Source organism: Leptolyngbya sp. FACHB-1624 (assembly GCF_047649235.1).
GTDB lineage: Bacteria > Cyanobacteriota > Cyanobacteriia > Leptolyngbyales > Leptolyngbyaceae > Leptolyngbya > Leptolyngbya boryana.
This window is the reverse complement of record NZ_CP180258.1, coordinates 5,660,375-5,675,001: the sequence shown is the minus strand read 5'-3', so window position 1 is coordinate 5,675,001 and position 14,627 is coordinate 5,660,375. Positions and strand designations below refer to the sequence as shown.

Below are 14,627 nucleotides of genomic sequence, written 5' to 3'. Positions count from 1 at the left end.
GGAACTCCGCAAGGAAATCCTATCTCAGATAGACGATCCCAAGTAGGTTTGTCTGGAATGGATTAGCAAAGCTCATCTGAATCGATCAACCTCACAGGTATTGAATGTTGATCTGCAATCTAACTACAGTTCTTAACTTGTTCCTGTCAGTTATAGTTCTAAACTCCATTAGATTTTTGAGCTTTTTAAGGACAATCAGACGATGAGCTATATAGATGGGAGGAAGTTATGCAAATGTGGCGAAATTTTCAGGAAATCTGGAGGATTTTTAGAATTGACCTAAACGGTAACAACGTTTGCTGGGCTTGTCAAATCAAATTTGCAAAACTTACGTGATTACAAATATTTTGTTTTCAGCATTTATTCTGCTTCTCTAAACCTGGCTCGAACTTACGATAACTCGCTTTAAAGTCATTGCAGTTAGCGGATCACGATCGTCGAAATTCATCGAATGCTGATCTAGAAACGCAGTGACCTTTTCCAGCAAGTGTTGCCTCCCTAGTTTGTTTATAGATACGCTGATTCCAATGTCGCAGTCAGGTAGCCGCTTCGTGAATCAATCGTCATTCCTTTCTGTTATTGAAACACCCTCTAGTGATGCAATATTTTCTCCTTGCCGCAAATATCGCTATCTTCTGTGGCGGAGGTGGGCGAATGATTGGAGTTCTAATTACGCCATGTTCGTTGGCTTGAACCCGTCTACGGCAGATGAAACACACGATGATCCTACAATTCGTCGTTGCACCAAATTTGCGAAAGATTGGGGATATTCGGGTCTTTGTATGACCAATTTGTTCGCGTACCGAGCAACCGACCCAAAAGAGATGATTGCCTCAGTCGATTCAATCGGTTTAGAAAATGACCAATATTTACTTGAGTACGCGGCAAGAGCAGGAATTGTCGTGGCTGCATGGGGCAATCACGGAACCCATCATAATCCAATAGTTTGAACAGTTTTGACAGGAAAGCAGTTTTAGCAAAGGTTCCTGATTCATCTGAACGAGTTGGGCTGTTTGCTATGAATTGATGGGGGATTAATCGCATTGGCTTCCGAATCCGATGTTAACGATTGGCTTGAATTTTCAAGAAGCCTGCTGTGACCATTGCTGTTGAAGGGTTGCCATCCATTGCTTTGTCCCAAAAATTCCAGATAGTAAACCTGGTACGCTGAAGTCTGTATCTAGCACCTCCCAGTGAAGTCCATCGCCCATTGGTGTAATCTCAACCTGAGCAAGATCTTCTGCTCTCGCACCTCTCAGTCCTTGAGCAATGTCTGGAGGGAAACTAAAACTTGCGCCGCTTCGCAATTTTACAACGATTAGCTTTGCTTCAGCATCATAGTAAGCTGCGATCGCTCTAGGTTCTGTAAGATTCGCTTGAACTGCTGCTGCCTGAGCTTGCTCAAACTCTTGCTGGAATTTCTGATCATCAAATGCTGTTTCAGCCATGAATCTCCTCCCATTTCTCTAAAAATTTACGCTGATTTTCGGTTACGCGATTGCGATCGCTTTCTTTGCATCCTTCATACTCATTTCTTGGACGAGAATCCGTCTTGTCTCAGCAGGGTTGGCATTTCCATCGCGGTTGTGGCTTTTATTCAGTTTGTCCGGCGAACTGTTCACTAAGCGCTTTTCCGAATATCCGGTCTACCAAAATCCACATCTACCGGATTACAGCTAGGGAAGTTCACCGCATCTTCGTCCAAGAATCCAGAAATCGCCATTTCGATTACCGCTTCAACGGGATAGTCAAGCTGAGCCGCACAAGTCAGCAGCCCTAATCTAATTTTTTCTGGAAGAGTTGCTATCAGAGCTTGAGCAGCTTCGGATGTTAGGTGTTCACTCTGGGTCTGCATAATCAATTTCTCCTACTTGATAAGACTGTTATAGCGTGGAGAGGCTACGCGATGGAAAAGGCGAGTTCTGTAAGAAGAGGACAGCACAAAGCTGCTCGTCTGTGCCTTTGCTGATAACCTGTGTGCTTCGCATGGGCAAGAGTTAGCAATAGAGAAGTTTCAGAATGCGATCGCGTTTCATCTTGGCTCAAAACTGCTTCACTTTGGAAATTTGATAAGCGATCGTAAAATTGCTCGAAATGAGTGCAGGAGATTAGCAGGTGACTCTAAATTGCTCGTAGATCGGTGAGACTTGCCGCTGGCGCGTCTTAGCGCTAGCTATTCGCTCAGACTCGCGCAGGCTCATTTGCCATTCGGCATTCGCCAGCGCCAAAGATTTGTCGATCGAGTCTCGCTCCACCTCGAATCACGATCGATCTGAACTTCAACACTTCCGACTCAATGAAATCTCTGACCTTTAACACGCTACGTTCGCGCCATCGGGCAAGTTTAGCATAGCGCTCCGCTACAGCCATGCTACTTGCCACTCTTGGGGCGCTCTCTCCTCTTGACTGATTCGACTTGGGTAGCTGTCTCGAATGGGAGAGTGAGAAGAGAGAGAAAAGAGAAAGGGAAAGCAGGGTTGTGACAGTCATTGTGACACTTCGCGTGCATAGCCTTTTTATACTATTTTTAGTATAATTGAGATGTCGGTTTAGTAGATTTTATGCAGTTGTCTTTACTCTTTCCCTTCTCCCCTAGCTGGGTTGTCTCGCGTGGCAGTGATCGCTTTATTCTCTTCTTCCCGACCGTTGCGCCGATGGGCTTTGCTGACTGGTGTGCTTCTGATGGCGTTTCTGTCTTGGGTGTCGCTCCTGTCGCGCAGTGGCGCAGTTTTCCGCCTGGTGTAGCTGTGTTTCTGAGCGTTCCGCCTGCGGTTGCTGCGGTTCTTTCTAAGTTTCCGACTGGGGGCGGTGGTTCTGCTCATCCAGCTAATTCACTTCGGTTCTAGCTTGTGAGCTTAGACAGCGTACCCGCTTCCCTTCCAGTTTTGGGAGGGCTTTTTTTGTGTCGGAATCCTTCATCTAAACTTCATTCTTTTTATACTAAAATTAGTACATTAATATACTAAAAATAGTATAATTATAAGTATAGAGATTTGGTTTTAGCGATGAAAGTTTCCGTTCAACTGCTCAAAGATCGTTACGCACAGGTCAGGCTATGCAATCGCGTTCAGGTGATTACGCGAGTTCTGAAACGTCCCGGCAAAGGTGGACGGCTGGCGAAAGTGCAAACAGCTTATGTCGGCTTCAATAATGAGCTTTCAGCAGAGCGTTTTATTGTTCGACTTCGTGAGCTTTTCCCTGATGCTAAAGCGCTTCTTCGCCCCAGTAAGCGACTCTCTACGCCCCATGAGGTGAAGTTGTGGGAGTTCAACGGCATCGAGACATTCTTACTAGAGATCTCGAAAAAGGTTTAGTTCTGTGACCTGGGCATGTCGTTAAACTGCCAGGACGTAAGGCGCGTGACCATCTCACCTAACAGTGACCCGGTAGCACAAGGGGATAAGTGCAAAGTAGGTGCAGTCCTAGACCTGAGCAAGTCGATAAAAGGCTCAACCCCGCAACCGAGACGACACATGAAACTTTCAAAACTCGACTCAATGAATCAAGAACTACTCGACACCATTCGAGCCAGTTCCTATGGCGATCTCAGCACAGTTAAGCCGATTTTCAATGCTTATATCGCTGCTTGTGCCCAGAAAGGTTTGGTTTCTGATCCGAAGTTCCTCTAATTCAAAACCCTCGCTGATTGCCTGAGAAACATTGCAGCGAGGGCATCCAACAACAACGATGGAGACTCCATTTTATGTCTGATTTTCAATTGACGCATGGCGATCTACTCGAAAAACGCGATCTACAACAAGATGAAATTGCTTCCGAGCTTTTCCAGCAAGGTGCAACAGATGCCGCATTTGCCGAACTGCCTAAAAGTGTGGAGCCAGCTTATATCGAAGGCTATGTAAACAAAATCAAAACTTTCGATCGCGATCCATGTACAGGAGAAATTCTCTATCGCTCAAAAGCTTTTAGGGACGGAGCTTACGACGATCCGAATCCTTGCCGTTACTACGAAGACTTCTAAGGAGTGATCGCTATGAATCCAAGCAAACATTCGATCACAGTACTGATTGGCAAAACCTGCCCAATCAATCGAGAGGATTGCTTATTCACTCCGTCTCGCTGGTACGAATCACAGCACCCTGAGAACTTCGATTTGATTCTCGAAGCTTGGGCAGACCGAGGACAAGAGCTTCTAAACCTCTGATGACTCCGGCTCAGGCAGTGCCGCAAAACTGCCTCACTGAAAACATTTACCCTACACCACACGATGAAATGTAAATACTGTGACGGTCGCGGCTATTACGAGACGCTGATCGAAACCTTGGCAGACTGCCCTAGGTGCAAGGGAACCGGACGAGCAGCAACACCAAAAGATTCTTCCAAAAATGCACCAAAGGAGCAGAAATGATTCACGAACTCAAAACCTATCGCTTCACTTTCGATCCATCTAGAAATCGATGGCAGATTGAAACCCCTCGACAGTATCGCAAACTGGGCACTTCTCGCACTGGATTGAGGACTTACGAAATTTGCAACATTCCCGAATATATGACACGGGAACAGTTAGCGGTGAAGATGCCCAATCCGCCAGAACATGAGTTCTACTTAGCTACGACAATGCTCACCTGTGGCGAGAACTCTAACGATATTGGCAGAGCCAGCACGATCGCGGGAGTCGTGCCCCGCATTTCTTTCAGACTTAAGAGGCATCATGTTTCAAAAAGCGACAAAAACCCAAGCACGGTTACGTTTAGCGTTATCTGGCGCAAGTGGTTCAGGCAAGACTTATTCGGCATTGTCGATCGCTTCTCATCTCGGACAATCGATCGCAGTGATTGATACTGAACGCGGATCAGCCAGCAAATACGCCGACCTTTTCAATTTTGATGTGTGCGAGTTGAAAGAGTTTCACCCAGGTAGATACGTCGAAGCGATCAAAGCGGCAGATGCAGCCGGATACGATGTGATTATCGTTGATTCTCTTTCTCATGCTTGGTTTGCCGAATTAGATATGGCAGGAGGAAATTTTAGCAACTGGGCAAAGATCAAACCTTTAGAACGTGCATTGATCGATGCCATGCTTTCAAGTTCCGCTCATTTGATCGGAACAATGCGGAGCAAAACTGAATGGGTCATGACTACAACAATAAACAAAAGCGGTAAGGAGGTCTTGACCCCAACTAAAGTGGGAACTGCACCAATGCAGGCAGCCGGAATCGAATATGAGTTTGATTTAGCTGGAGAGTTGAGCCTTGATCATTTGCTTACGATTTCTAAATCTCGTTGTCCTGGTTTGAGCAATACGACTCATTTAAACCCCGGTCGCGAATTGGCGGAACTGCTGCTGATGTGGTTAGCCGATGGCGTTGAGATGCCCGAAACGGGACAATCGAAACGAGATCGCGTGAAAGTGGCGAGAACTAAGATCGGTCTGGATGTCGAGTCGGTCAAGCTGCTCATGCAAAACCATTTTGAAGCTTCAGATCCGACTCAATTGACTTCTGAACAAGTCGATGAATTGATCGAGATGTTTGAAGAAATCGAATAGATTTGACCTTCTCGTTGAGTGCCTTGGGAGCGATAGCGACCGATTCGCTCAATGAGAAGGTAAGCCTCGCGGCTTGGGAGCGGCAACCCTTCAAAAGGGAACCGAGAAATGGGACTCAACAACGAACTAAAACAAATGTACGATGCTCAGTAATACTAATTTTAGTTAGAATCTTATGCTGATGAGTTTGGCTGAAAACTTGGAGATTACGACGTGTAGCGCAATTCTAGAGCGAATTCAGCAACGCGCCCAGAAAAAATGGGGTGAGAAATGGCTACCAAATTTAGTACGAGAATATGTGGCGATCGCGCGTGAACATGGAAGTGAGAAGGATAAGAACGCTACAGCCATAAACCGTAGACCTCAAATTGAACGTGCTTTTACCGCTGGCTCATGTACGGCTGATACGCTGATCATGTTAGCGGCTGCGGTTCAATGTCGATTTCAATTAGCCTGTTATGAGATAGAAGATTTATGACCTGTTCAGCCCATCTCTACAACGACATTCAGTTTGATCCAAACGATAAGGCGAGACATTTTCAGTTCAGCGATCGCTTACAGGAACGTTTAGAGAGCCTTCTCACAGACCGGAAGAATCGATCCTTAACCACTGATGAAGAAGCTGAAATGACTGAACTCATGGAACTAAATCAGATTCTTAGTTTTGTGAATACGAAATTAGCGGCGGAATTGTGGCAATTGAGTAATGCAGAGGAATGATGAGCGATTTACCCGAACAATACGATCCCAATTTTCCCTATCCGCCAGTGTATGAAGCAGGTGAAGAACCTGATCCGAATTGGGAATATGGCGACATCGTTGGGAGATCGAAACTCATTCAGAAACAGATTGATAATCTCCTCACGTTTCTCGAACTGGATGTGACCCGGTACAAAAATCCCAATGTTGATCAAACTGTTCGTGAGCATCTTCAGCAAATTATCGCTCAGAGTAAAGAAATTATGGCTTCATTAGATCAGTCTGTTTGAGACCGTTCAGCATAATGCTCAGTCCTCCAGAGATGGGGGATTTTTTATTGTTGGGTGAAGTGTTCGGCGGACAGGTCGGTAACGCAAAAAAAGGGAGCCGAAGCCCCCAGAACGCTAGTACTGAGAACCAACCTCCTCAGCCAGAGCGAACAACTCCTCAAGCGACAACTCACTCAACTGCACACGAGAGCCACGAGACACAGCAGAGAGAGACACCGAACCCAGAGGAACCACACAAGGCACAGAAACCGCAAACCGACCTGGAGCCGAAGACGGACAACGAACCACAACCGAGTAGCCAACCACCCGCGCCCAACGAACCGCGAACTCACGAGGCAGCGAGTCAAACCACACCTCAGCAACAAAGCCCGTGAACGACCGATCCGACTCACGCCAGAAACACTCAACCGCACCGAACTCAACCGCCAAACCCGCAACGAACTCAAATGGAACAGAAAGCATAAACAAAAACCAAACGCAACGCGACCCCAAAACGCCTTTAGCGGTCTTTCTTCTTGACCCGACGAACGAGTGTCAAGGGTGCGAAACTGGGAGCGGAGCGACCCAACAAACTTGAGCGAAGCACCTCTATTCGCACTCGCGCAGCCCTTGACACGGGATCAGAAGGCGTAAAATAGCCCCGCCTGCGTTGGTTTTGAAAGAGGGTTTGGGAGAAAAACCTGTCTCCCACGCGACCGAAGGAAGCAATTTAGAGGGGGCTATCGATCGAGAAATTCGCTCCAGTCCGAACAGTTCACCGGAATCCTGAGCCAAGTTTTCACTGTAATTCGTTTTGAGTGATTATATTTTAATATAATTAATTATAATAAAATATAAATTCTTAGGTGAAACTCGAATGCGAACCTCACTCAGTCTTGATCAAGCCATTGCGATCGTTTCTGACAAGCTTGGCTATTCTCCTAGTTCTTATCAGCGAGGCATTCTAGAACATTTAGTCAAGGGTCAAGGGAATGCAGCCTGTAATGCGGTCGCAGGTGCGGGAAAGAGTTCTACGCTTCAGATGGCAGCGATCGTTTTAGAGCAGATTGGATTTAAACCCAGCGAGATCAGAATCATGGTGTTTGGGAAAGCCAATGCTCAGGACTTGATCAAGAAGTTTGGAACCGTTTGGAAAGATTCGATTTCAACGCTTCACAGTGCGGGATGGAGCCTGATCAAACAAGAACTGAGCATCAAGAATACGCTCAATCTGATTAAGCCAACTAAGTACAAAAAGATTGCTCAAGAGCAGGGATTGATCAGCCCACCTCGATCGATGGGACAAGGAACGCTGAGAAATGAGGGAGCGATCGACAAAGATGCTGACTTTCTCACGTTGGTTGATCTGATTCGGTTGACGAATTCAGAACCCACTGAAACAGCAGTCAGAGAAATCTGTGAGCATTTTGAAATCGCTGACGTATGGCGACCTGAGATCGTGGCAGAGGCAATCAAGCTCGTTCTGAAAATCGGTGAGGAGCAAGCACTGAATAAAGTCGCGTTCGACTACTGCGATCAGATTTGGTTGCCTGTGAAGTGGGATTTAGGATCTCAGAAGTGGTTTGAGCCTTATCAATTTGTATTAGTAGATGAATGCCAAGATCTCAATGCCGCACAGCTAGAACTCGCTTTGATGCTGGCAGGGAAGAAAGGGCGCTTATTGTTTGTTGGAGATCCAAATCAGGCGATCATGGGCTTCAGTGGTAGCGATAATCGTTCCTATCAGAAAATTGTAGACCGCGCTAAGTGCGTCGAATTGCCGCTCTCAACCTGTTACCGATGCCCCTCAGAACATATCAAATTAGTACAAAGAATCTTTCCCTCAATTCCAATTGAAGCGCGTGACAATGCTCCACAAGGCTCGATTGTTCAATGCAGTGAGAATGAGCTAGAAACCTTTCTCAAAACGGGTGATCGCGTTATTTCTCGCAAGACTGCACCACTTGTTTCGCTCTGTATCCGGCTCATTGCTAGAGGTATCAAAGCCACAGTGAAAGGGAAAGCGATCGGAGATCAGATCAAGACAGACCTAGAAGCAATCGCCCAAATGCCGGGATTTGTTTACTCAGAATTTAATGCAGCGATCGACGCTTATCGTCAAATGATGTTCAGCAGGTATGAGGGACTTGATAGCGAGGAACAACTGAAGGAAAACCTAACCGATAAATTGGAAGCGCTTCAGACCATCTATACTAATCGTCCGAACGCTAAAAGCATTGAGGATTTGGAACTCTACATCGATTCCATGTTCAGCGATGATTCCAGCCCAATTACGCTTTCAACCTGCCACCGTGCCAAAGGGTTAGAAGGAGAGCGCATCTTTATCCACAAGGCTGAAGACATGCCGATGAAATGGAAGAATCAACAGGACTGGCAATACGAGCAGGAACGCAATTTCCTCTATATGGCACTAACCCTATCGAAATCTGAACTGTTCATTGTGGGTAATCCAGATTGGCTACTGCTGGATGATGAGGTGATCGAAGAGGCAGAACCGCAGCCAATTTCTGATCCTCGACTCAAGTTGTATGTGGACTATGAGAAAGAAGATCGACCCCCCAGCACTGTTTCTAAACGATGGGTCAATTTAGGACTGATCAAACTGGATACTGGTACTCAACTTCCTTCACGCCGGAGCGAATCGACGATCGCCGACTATGCCGAACCAATGGAAGCGGATCAATGGGACTGGGAACGTGAACCCCTACCGATTCTGTTTGATGACGGTAGCGGCACGCTCTACCCAGGCGACGGGCATCACCGTACTGAAGCAGCAGGACTGGCTCAGAAAGAATCGATCTATGCGGAGATCAGACCTGGTGGACTACTCAGAGCAAAACTTTATTCTGCCCAGGCAAATCGATTCCACGGACTAAAACTGACACGCAAAGATAAGCGGAGTAAATGCGAAATGATCTTTGCTGATCCTGAATTACTGGAGGCATTAGCGACCGAATTGGGACAACCGGGGACAATTCCGAGCGATCGGGTGATTGCAGATTATTTGGGCGTTTCGGCTCCTTTGGTTGGGGATGTGCGGAAAGAGTTTGAGCAGCAAGGCACTGTAAATATTTCGAGTGAACGGGTTGATCGCAGTGGACGCAAACTCAATACTGAGAAGATCGGGAAGAAGTCGAATAGTTCAGAGGAGAAGAGTCAAAAGCCTGTTTCTCGATTAGAGCAGAACAGCGATCGCCCAAAATCACCTTTTCAATCTGAACTCAATGGCAATCTTGCCGAGCCAATTTCTCAACCTCAAGTGAGCCGAGATCTTATCGAACCGATCGCTCAGCCGATGATCAAAGATCGGACTGAGGAACTGAGTGAGAAACTGGTTGCACCTGTGAAAAAGACTGATCCGACTAGCCAGCTTTCAGAATATGAGCAAGGAGTGATTGAAGGAGCTTGTAAAGTCTGGAGTGCAAAAACTGTGATTCAATTTGCGATTCGATATGCGACTCAGGATGAGATGCAGAAGATTTACGACCTGCTTGGAACGACGATTAAACAGCTTTGAGAGAAATCACCGTCTCTAGTTTTAATCCTCTGCCAAGGCAGGGGATTTTTTGTTGATAATATGACCGTATCATGGCTTATCTAAACTAATTTTCATTCTGAAAAAATAATCCAGCCAATTGTTAAGTTTCTCTTTTTTTGCACTTGATATCGTTCAGTCAGATGGGCATTGACAAAGCTGAAACTCGTTGGGTGGTGCATTATCATGCGCCGTTTCTGATGAGTGAGTATGTGCAAGAAATTGGGCGGGCAGGGAGAGATGGAAAAAAAGCGACAGCAGTTCTCCTCAAAAGTAGCTGGCTTGATTCAGAGGATCGCCAACGTTGGCAATTCTTTGCAACTCAAGAGCAAAATCAAATTCAGAAGGCTCAAACGTTAATTCAAAAGCTTCCGCAGCAGGGCAATGTCGATCAGGTGTCGAGAGAGTTCAAAGGAGCCGCGATCGCACTTTCTCTGCTTTACAGTGCTCAGCAGTTAGTTTGGACTGATCCATTTCACTATCAAATTCAATCGAGGCGAAGGCTAGCGCAGGCTTCAAGCCTCAATTCTACTCAGTCGATGCAGAACTATCTGAAGACAAAGGACTGTCGATGGCAGTTTATTTTAAGGTCATTTGGCTTCGAGCAAGATGCTTTGAATTTTACTTGTGGTCACTGCGATCGCTGTCAACAAAATTAAGCGGTAATCTGTTTCAAGATTGCTAAAACCTTGTAAAGATCATTGCCAGGATTTAGCAGAGAATAGGTTGCAGAAAAACCGTAGGTTGGAGCTTCTTGCTGGAGCAATTTTACAAACAAAAACTCACCACCATTTGTCATCAAAGCATATCCGGGTTGCTCTGGTTGAGGTCGAGCAAGTAAATAAGATAATGCTTGTGGAATCGCAGCTTGCACTGAAAATCGTGATCGCTTAGACTCAACGACCAGAATCCAAAGCTGATTCCGAACAATCAACGTATCGATCCGCCAAATGAGCGCCATGCCATTGTCATCCGTTTCTTGAATTTCGATGCTGACTTCGGAATCGATCGTGAAAGGAAAGCGATAAAATCCAGCTTGATCCAAGAGTGGTGAGACCACGACCATTTTTACGGTTTCTTCGTTCAGAGACTGTACTTCGAGTTGACTGAGATAATTTTGCTGAACGCGATCGAGCGCAGTTTGTTCTGCTGATGTGATTTCTGGGACAGAGGCTAACTTTGCCCTGAAGAAATCAGGGTCAGTTGACCGCACAACTCCGAAGCGATCGCGCAACTGTGCAAGACTAACTTCATTCGCGATCAGTGTGATCATACGATTCCTGCATCAACAATTATGCCGATTTTATCGCATTTGCAGGGGTTGGGCGTTGGGTGCGAACACATTGGTACGATCGAAATTCTCGATCGCAATCCGAACATAAGCAGAAATCCATTTGAAGTGGTTTGCAGTACTCAGAGGAATAGAGACTTTACTAAATAAAATGACAGCAAAAAGGTTTCCAGAAGGTAACATTCCTCCAAATCCTAGAACGGACTGTACTTTGTAAGGAAGTACAAACTGCATTTGAGCTGGAATATGAGGACTCCCGACTGCATCAGCAACATAAAACACATTAAATGCTTTGTTTGATGCTTTTGTGATTAAAGTGGGTGCAGTATCAATCACCGCACTTACTTCTAGTCCAAACTGCTGAATCAATTGCAAAATCATCGGCGCGCGGTAGACAAAATCTTCATCGATTAATGGAATGGCTTGATGTCCAGTCGATTCTTGACGATCGTTCCAGTACGGTTCATCGCCTGCTGTTGCAAGCAAAGTCAAACACTTTGTCGCCCGCATCACAGAGCGACCTTTCAAAATAGCTTGAGCGGCTTCTTGCAGGTCGGGACTTAAATCGCCGTATGGATGTGTTTTGAAAAATCGAACTAGAGTGCAAGCACTTTCGCCAGTTCGCGGATCTACTAGATTTTCATACAGATATCGAACGATACGATTTGCGGTTTCTTCCATACTATGCGATCGCTCTTCCATGTTGCGAAGTTTAATCGCACAGTGGTTCATATCTTCCTTGGTGAAGGCTGTTAGATTGTACATCGAAGATTACCTGCTCAATAACTGTCTAACTTTGACCTGTATTTTTCCATACTTCAAAGTTGAGTAAGATATTGCCGGATACTTTTCAGATGGATTTTGCCAAAGCTGACAAGTGAGGGGAATCTATCGAATGTTCCATCGCCGTCGCCAGCTTGAGGTGGATTCGCTCTGGTTGGATTGTTGTTCTTGTGCATGTCGCGCCAAGATTTCTTCGGCTGAGTCTTGTAAAGTGCGATCGCGATAGGGCACGGCGGCACGGGTATTTAAATGCTCTTGCTCCATTTGAGATAAAGGGTGCAAGGTTTCGGCAGTCCAAGCCGCGATCGTGCCTTGTGACCATTCATGCGGTAGATGCACTTCACCAAGCGGAATCGTGCCAATCTTTAAGCCTGCTGCGATTAAAGCGGCGCGTACAGATGCCGATCGAGAATAGGTTGCAAGCTTCCCCGTTGGGGCTAAAGCGCGAGTAACGAGTTGGAAAAACTCGATCGTCCAAAGTTGTGGACATTTGCGGGGAGAAAATGGATCAAAAAAAATCGCATCTGCTTGAAAATCAGAGAGATGCCGAATCGTTTGTCTTGCATCTCCAATCAGTAATTTTGCTTTGATATCATCTTGGATGCATTCATGGTTATGTGCTAATTGTTTGAGAACTGTCTGTACTTCAGGCGACCAGTATTCGAGTAGCTGGGGATGCGTTGCGCCAATGGGAACGGTTGCATCTCGTTCTAAAGCGTAAACTTCAATGATGCAGTTTGGATTGACTTTGTGAATGACTTCGATCGCTGCTGCTGTGTTATAGCCCAGTCCATAGCAGACATCTAAGAGTTTAACCGTAGATTGCTCTGCTGTTTTGTGAAGCTCGATCGCATCTGAGAATTTCTGAAATGCTTCTGTTTTTGCACCTTGATAGCTATGAAATGCTTCGCCAAATTCTTCTGAGAAGAAGGTAAATGAGCCATCTTGAGTCAATTGCGGAATCCAGGCATCCATGAGACTTTCAGAAATTGTAGACTAGATTCTAGCATCTGTAAGTGAGAGGTTGAATGGTGTTTAAGGTTGTGACTCGAAATGTCGATCGAGACTTCGATCGCTGGATTGATGCGCTGGACTTTGCCAAGTCGCTGATGCCAGACTGCAAGTGGTTTCAGGATGTGCGGATTTTTGAGAAAGGGAATTTAGTCTGGGTCTATAGTCGATCGCATAAATTTCCGCAGTTTGTGGGAGCAGGAGTCTACGATCGTTTAGCTAAACGATTTTTGATTGAGACTCTAGAATCCGAGAATGCTCTAGAAGCTGCTGAAGATGAGGGTGCTTCTACCTAAGAATTTATAGGATTTTAGCGTGGGTATAGGTGGCTTTAGACCCTCAAAAATCTGAATTCAATAAAAAAGCCGGATTTGAAACAAACAAATCCAGCTCATCTTAAATTGCACTTACGATTAATTACCGAACATGCGGAGACTGATAATAGATCTTGGAGCCATTATCTGCTACAAAATGACAAGCTAGATAAGACTTAAAGAAGCTTTTCCAAATCGGCTCACTTGACTTGCGGTAGTAACTTCCTAGCAAAGGCTTAATTGCTTCTGTTGCTTCTTGGAGCTTATAGTGCGGCATGTTTGAAAAGATGTGATGAGCTACATGCGTGCCAATGTCATGATGAATTGGGTTAAAGATGCCATAGTCTCTATCGATCGTCGATAAAGCACCTTTCAAGAAATACCAATCATCGCCCCGATACCAAGGAATATCATCTTCCGTGTGATGTAAGAAGGTGACTAAATCCAACCAAATTACAAACACTACATATCCACCCAGATAGTACTTCAGCAGAAACAAGAAGCCAAACTGGAATGTTAATGCTGCAAGAAAACCAACCATTGCTAGCCAGCAAATCGTACTAACAATAATGTCATTTCGTTCCGAAGGCTTAAACAGGGAGCTATCCGGCATGAAGTGAGAACCTTGTTTTCCAGGAGAGCGCCGAAACAAGTACAACGGATATGCGATCAGCGGCAGGTAGAACCGCATTAGCTTTTCTAGAAATCCCATTTCTGCATACTTCGATTCGGTCACAGGATACCAGCTTTCATCCGTGTCGATGTTTCCGGTATTCGAGTGGTGCGTCCGATGGCTGATTCTCCAACCGTGAAATGGGACAAGAATCGGAGAATGCGACAAATGTCCAATGAGATTATTCAGCCATTTGTGCTTGGAAAATGACCCATGTCCACAGTCATGTCCAACTACAAATAATGCCCAGAACATTGTGCCCTGAGCAAACCAAAAGATGGGGAAGAATAACCAAGAATCGAGATATGCTGCGATCGCAATCAGCCCTGCAATGATTCCAATGTCGAGGAAAAAGTAGGACAGCGATCGCGCTGTTGAAGGTTCAAAACAATGGTCTGGAATCGCGTCTCTTACGTCTTTTAGAGTGAATGGAAGGTCTTGAGACCGCGTAGCCGGAGTCTTGATTGAGAAAGCATCAGATGGACTGGGGTAAACTTGCACGATTTCTTTTTACGAAACAATAGT

Annotated in this window: 24 protein-coding genes; 15 read left to right on the top strand and 9 right to left on the bottom strand. The window is 45.6% G+C overall.

The window, feature by feature from the left end; genetic code table 11:
- The first annotated feature begins 527 nt into the window (after positions 1-527).
- Positions 528-950, top strand: coding sequence for a DUF1643 domain-containing protein (locus ACMUEV_RS26935; RefSeq protein WP_190653813.1), 423 nt, complete (start codon positions 528-530; stop codon positions 948-950).
- Between the two features lie 132 nt (positions 951-1,082).
- Here the strand turns inward: ACMUEV_RS26935 and ACMUEV_RS26930 are convergent, their stop codons facing one another.
- The 4 genes from ACMUEV_RS26930 to ACMUEV_RS26915 all read right to left on the bottom strand — a co-directional run bounded on the left by ACMUEV_RS26930 (position 1,083) and on the right by ACMUEV_RS26915 (position 2,370).
- A complete protein-coding gene (locus ACMUEV_RS26930) occupies positions 1,083-1,448 on the bottom strand; it encodes a DUF2442 domain-containing protein (protein ID WP_190653812.1) in 366 nt (121 codons plus the stop codon).
- A gap of 42 nt (positions 1,449-1,490) precedes the next feature.
- Entirely contained in the window at positions 1,491-1,622 is a 132-nt protein-coding gene (locus ACMUEV_RS26925) for a hypothetical protein (RefSeq protein ID WP_277880479.1), read from the bottom strand.
- Positions 1,622-1,855 carry a hypothetical protein gene (locus ACMUEV_RS26920; protein WP_190653811.1) on the bottom strand — a complete coding sequence of 78 codons (234 nt, stop codon included), beginning with the start codon at positions 1,853-1,855 and terminating at the stop codon, positions 1,622-1,624. The genes ACMUEV_RS26925 and ACMUEV_RS26920 overlap by 1 nt, the downstream gene beginning before the upstream one ends.
- A gap of 326 nt (positions 1,856-2,181) precedes the next feature.
- Positions 2,182-2,370 carry a hypothetical protein gene (locus tag ACMUEV_RS26915; protein WP_190653810.1) on the bottom strand — a complete coding sequence of 63 codons (189 nt, stop codon included), beginning with the start codon at positions 2,368-2,370 and terminating at the stop codon, positions 2,182-2,184.
- A 191-nt stretch (positions 2,371-2,561) separates the two neighbouring features.
- Between ACMUEV_RS26915 and ACMUEV_RS26910 the strand changes: the two genes are divergently transcribed.
- From ACMUEV_RS26910 to ACMUEV_RS26860, 11 genes are all read left to right on the top strand, one after another.
- Positions 2,562-2,846: a hypothetical protein gene (locus ACMUEV_RS26910; RefSeq protein WP_190653809.1), complete on the top strand. Its 285-nt coding sequence runs from the start codon at positions 2,562-2,564 to the stop codon at positions 2,844-2,846.
- A 159-nt stretch (positions 2,847-3,005) separates the two neighbouring features.
- Positions 3,006-3,314, top strand: a complete 309-nt coding sequence (locus ACMUEV_RS26905) for a hypothetical protein (RefSeq protein ID WP_190653808.1) — start codon at positions 3,006-3,008, stop codon at positions 3,312-3,314.
- A 159-nt stretch (positions 3,315-3,473) separates the two neighbouring features.
- Positions 3,474-3,629 carry a hypothetical protein gene (locus ACMUEV_RS26900; RefSeq protein ID WP_190653807.1) on the top strand — a complete coding sequence of 52 codons (156 nt, stop codon included), beginning with the start codon at positions 3,474-3,476 and terminating at the stop codon, positions 3,627-3,629.
- A 74-nt stretch (positions 3,630-3,703) separates the two neighbouring features.
- Complete coding sequence (locus tag ACMUEV_RS26895) at positions 3,704-3,979, top strand: hypothetical protein (RefSeq protein ID WP_190653806.1); 276 nt, start codon at positions 3,704-3,706, stop codon at positions 3,977-3,979.
- 12 nt (positions 3,980-3,991) lie between these two features.
- Entirely contained in the window at positions 3,992-4,162 is a 171-nt protein-coding gene (locus ACMUEV_RS26890) for a hypothetical protein (RefSeq protein WP_190653805.1), read from the top strand.
- Between the two features lie 63 nt (positions 4,163-4,225).
- On the top strand, positions 4,226-4,366 hold the full coding sequence (locus tag ACMUEV_RS26885; RefSeq protein ID WP_415354705.1) for a YuiA family protein: 141 nt from the start codon (positions 4,226-4,228) through the stop codon (positions 4,364-4,366).
- On the top strand, positions 4,363-4,797 hold the full coding sequence (locus ACMUEV_RS26880; protein ID WP_242044940.1) for a hypothetical protein: 435 nt from the start codon (positions 4,363-4,365) through the stop codon (positions 4,795-4,797). Before ACMUEV_RS26885 ends, ACMUEV_RS26880 begins: the two co-directional genes overlap by 4 nt.
- A complete protein-coding gene (locus ACMUEV_RS26875) occupies positions 4,754-5,506 on the top strand; it encodes an AAA family ATPase (RefSeq protein ID WP_242044950.1) in 753 nt (250 codons plus the stop codon). Before ACMUEV_RS26880 ends, ACMUEV_RS26875 begins: the two co-directional genes overlap by 44 nt.
- 175 nt (positions 5,507-5,681) lie before the next feature.
- Positions 5,682-5,984: a hypothetical protein gene (locus tag ACMUEV_RS26870; RefSeq protein WP_190653803.1), complete on the top strand. Its 303-nt coding sequence runs from the start codon at positions 5,682-5,684 to the stop codon at positions 5,982-5,984.
- Positions 5,981-6,226: a hypothetical protein gene (locus ACMUEV_RS26865; protein ID WP_190653802.1), complete on the top strand. Its 246-nt coding sequence runs from the start codon at positions 5,981-5,983 to the stop codon at positions 6,224-6,226. The genes ACMUEV_RS26870 and ACMUEV_RS26865 overlap by 4 nt, the downstream gene beginning before the upstream one ends.
- The gene (locus tag ACMUEV_RS26860; RefSeq protein ID WP_190653801.1) at positions 6,223-6,495 is read left to right on the top strand and encodes a hypothetical protein; all 273 of its coding nucleotides are present in this window, start codon (positions 6,223-6,225) and stop codon (positions 6,493-6,495) included. Before ACMUEV_RS26865 ends, ACMUEV_RS26860 begins: the two co-directional genes overlap by 4 nt.
- A gap of 114 nt (positions 6,496-6,609) precedes the next feature.
- Here the strand turns inward: ACMUEV_RS26860 and ACMUEV_RS26855 are convergent, their stop codons facing one another.
- Positions 6,610-6,957, bottom strand: coding sequence for a hypothetical protein (locus ACMUEV_RS26855; RefSeq protein ID WP_190653800.1), 348 nt, complete (start codon positions 6,955-6,957; stop codon positions 6,610-6,612).
- Between the two features lie 394 nt (positions 6,958-7,351).
- Between ACMUEV_RS26855 and ACMUEV_RS26850 the strand changes: the two genes are divergently transcribed.
- Both ACMUEV_RS26850 and ACMUEV_RS26845 read left to right on the top strand, forming a co-directional pair.
- Positions 7,352-10,012 (top strand): UvrD-helicase domain-containing protein, encoded by a 2,661-nt coding sequence (locus ACMUEV_RS26850; RefSeq protein ID WP_190653799.1) that lies wholly within the window; start codon positions 7,352-7,354, stop codon positions 10,010-10,012.
- 161 nt (positions 10,013-10,173) lie between these two features.
- Positions 10,174-10,689 carry a RecQ family zinc-binding domain-containing protein gene (locus ACMUEV_RS26845; RefSeq protein WP_190653798.1) on the top strand — a complete coding sequence of 172 codons (516 nt, stop codon included), beginning with the start codon at positions 10,174-10,176 and terminating at the stop codon, positions 10,687-10,689.
- Here ACMUEV_RS26845 and ACMUEV_RS26840 read toward each other — a convergent pair.
- The 3 genes from ACMUEV_RS26840 to ACMUEV_RS26830 all read right to left on the bottom strand — a co-directional run bounded on the left by ACMUEV_RS26840 (position 10,686) and on the right by ACMUEV_RS26830 (position 13,079).
- Positions 10,686-11,303, bottom strand: coding sequence for a restriction endonuclease subunit R (locus tag ACMUEV_RS26840; RefSeq protein WP_190653797.1), 618 nt, complete (start codon positions 11,301-11,303; stop codon positions 10,686-10,688). The genes ACMUEV_RS26845 and ACMUEV_RS26840 overlap by 4 nt on opposite strands.
- A 30-nt stretch (positions 11,304-11,333) precedes the next feature.
- Positions 11,334-12,086 carry a hypothetical protein gene (locus tag ACMUEV_RS26835; RefSeq protein ID WP_190653796.1) on the bottom strand — a complete coding sequence of 251 codons (753 nt, stop codon included), beginning with the start codon at positions 12,084-12,086 and terminating at the stop codon, positions 11,334-11,336.
- 123 nt (positions 12,087-12,209) lie between these two features.
- On the bottom strand, positions 12,210-13,079 hold the full coding sequence (locus tag ACMUEV_RS26830) for a tRNA (5-methylaminomethyl-2-thiouridine)(34)-methyltransferase MnmD (RefSeq protein WP_190653795.1): 870 nt from the start codon (positions 13,077-13,079) through the stop codon (positions 12,210-12,212).
- 53 nt (positions 13,080-13,132) lie between these two features.
- On the opposite strand from ACMUEV_RS26830, the gene ACMUEV_RS26825 reads away from it, so the two are divergent.
- Positions 13,133-13,411: a hypothetical protein gene (locus ACMUEV_RS26825; protein WP_190653794.1), complete on the top strand. Its 279-nt coding sequence runs from the start codon at positions 13,133-13,135 to the stop codon at positions 13,409-13,411.
- Positions 13,412-13,532: 121 nt separating this feature from the next.
- Here ACMUEV_RS26825 and ACMUEV_RS26820 read toward each other — a convergent pair whose 3' ends face one another.
- Positions 13,533-14,603: a fatty acid desaturase gene (locus ACMUEV_RS26820; RefSeq protein ID WP_190653793.1), complete on the bottom strand. Its 1,071-nt coding sequence runs from the start codon at positions 14,601-14,603 to the stop codon at positions 13,533-13,535.
- Positions 14,604-14,627: the final 24 nt, after the last annotated feature.

Bases quoted from the DNA above. Each gene is read 5' to 3' on its own strand.
- ACMUEV_RS26865 (WP_190653802.1), top strand. From the start codon at position 5,981: ATGACCTGTTCAGCCCATCTCTACAACGACATTCAGTTTGATCCAAAC.
- ACMUEV_RS26830 (WP_190653795.1), bottom strand. From the start codon at position 13,079: ATGGATGCCTGGATTCCGCAATTGACTCAAGATGGCTCATTTACCTTC.
- ACMUEV_RS26920 (WP_190653811.1), bottom strand. From the start codon at position 1,855: ATGCAGACCCAGAGTGAACACCTAACATCCGAAGCTGCTCAAGCTCTG.
- ACMUEV_RS26860 (WP_190653801.1), top strand. From the start codon at position 6,223: ATGATGAGCGATTTACCCGAACAATACGATCCCAATTTTCCCTATCCG.
- ACMUEV_RS26885 (WP_415354705.1), top strand. From the start codon at position 4,226: ATGAAATGTAAATACTGTGACGGTCGCGGCTATTACGAGACGCTGATC.
- ACMUEV_RS26825 (WP_190653794.1), top strand. From the start codon at position 13,133: ATGGTGTTTAAGGTTGTGACTCGAAATGTCGATCGAGACTTCGATCGC.
- ACMUEV_RS26910 (WP_190653809.1), top strand. From the start codon at position 2,562: ATGCAGTTGTCTTTACTCTTTCCCTTCTCCCCTAGCTGGGTTGTCTCG.
- ACMUEV_RS26870 (WP_190653803.1), top strand. From the start codon at position 5,682: ATGCTGATGAGTTTGGCTGAAAACTTGGAGATTACGACGTGTAGCGCA.
- ACMUEV_RS26845 (WP_190653798.1), top strand. From the start codon at position 10,174: ATGGGCATTGACAAAGCTGAAACTCGTTGGGTGGTGCATTATCATGCG.
- ACMUEV_RS26905 (WP_190653808.1), top strand. From the start codon at position 3,006: ATGAAAGTTTCCGTTCAACTGCTCAAAGATCGTTACGCACAGGTCAGG.
- ACMUEV_RS26880 (WP_242044940.1), top strand. From the start codon at position 4,363: ATGATTCACGAACTCAAAACCTATCGCTTCACTTTCGATCCATCTAGA.
- ACMUEV_RS26850 (WP_190653799.1), top strand. From the start codon at position 7,352: ATGCGAACCTCACTCAGTCTTGATCAAGCCATTGCGATCGTTTCTGAC.
- ACMUEV_RS26935 (WP_190653813.1), top strand. From the start codon at position 528: ATGTCGCAGTCAGGTAGCCGCTTCGTGAATCAATCGTCATTCCTTTCT.
- ACMUEV_RS26835 (WP_190653796.1), bottom strand. From the start codon at position 12,086: ATGTACAATCTAACAGCCTTCACCAAGGAAGATATGAACCACTGTGCG.
- ACMUEV_RS26840 (WP_190653797.1), bottom strand. From the start codon at position 11,303: ATGATCACACTGATCGCGAATGAAGTTAGTCTTGCACAGTTGCGCGAT.
- ACMUEV_RS26930 (WP_190653812.1), bottom strand. From the start codon at position 1,448: ATGGCTGAAACAGCATTTGATGATCAGAAATTCCAGCAAGAGTTTGAG.
- ACMUEV_RS26895 (WP_190653806.1), top strand. From the start codon at position 3,704: ATGTCTGATTTTCAATTGACGCATGGCGATCTACTCGAAAAACGCGAT.
- ACMUEV_RS26900 (WP_190653807.1), top strand. From the start codon at position 3,474: ATGAAACTTTCAAAACTCGACTCAATGAATCAAGAACTACTCGACACC.
- ACMUEV_RS26890 (WP_190653805.1), top strand. From the start codon at position 3,992: ATGAATCCAAGCAAACATTCGATCACAGTACTGATTGGCAAAACCTGC.
- ACMUEV_RS26855 (WP_190653800.1), bottom strand. From the start codon at position 6,957: ATGCTTTCTGTTCCATTTGAGTTCGTTGCGGGTTTGGCGGTTGAGTTC.
- ACMUEV_RS26915 (WP_190653810.1), bottom strand. From the start codon at position 2,370: ATGGCTGTAGCGGAGCGCTATGCTAAACTTGCCCGATGGCGCGAACGT.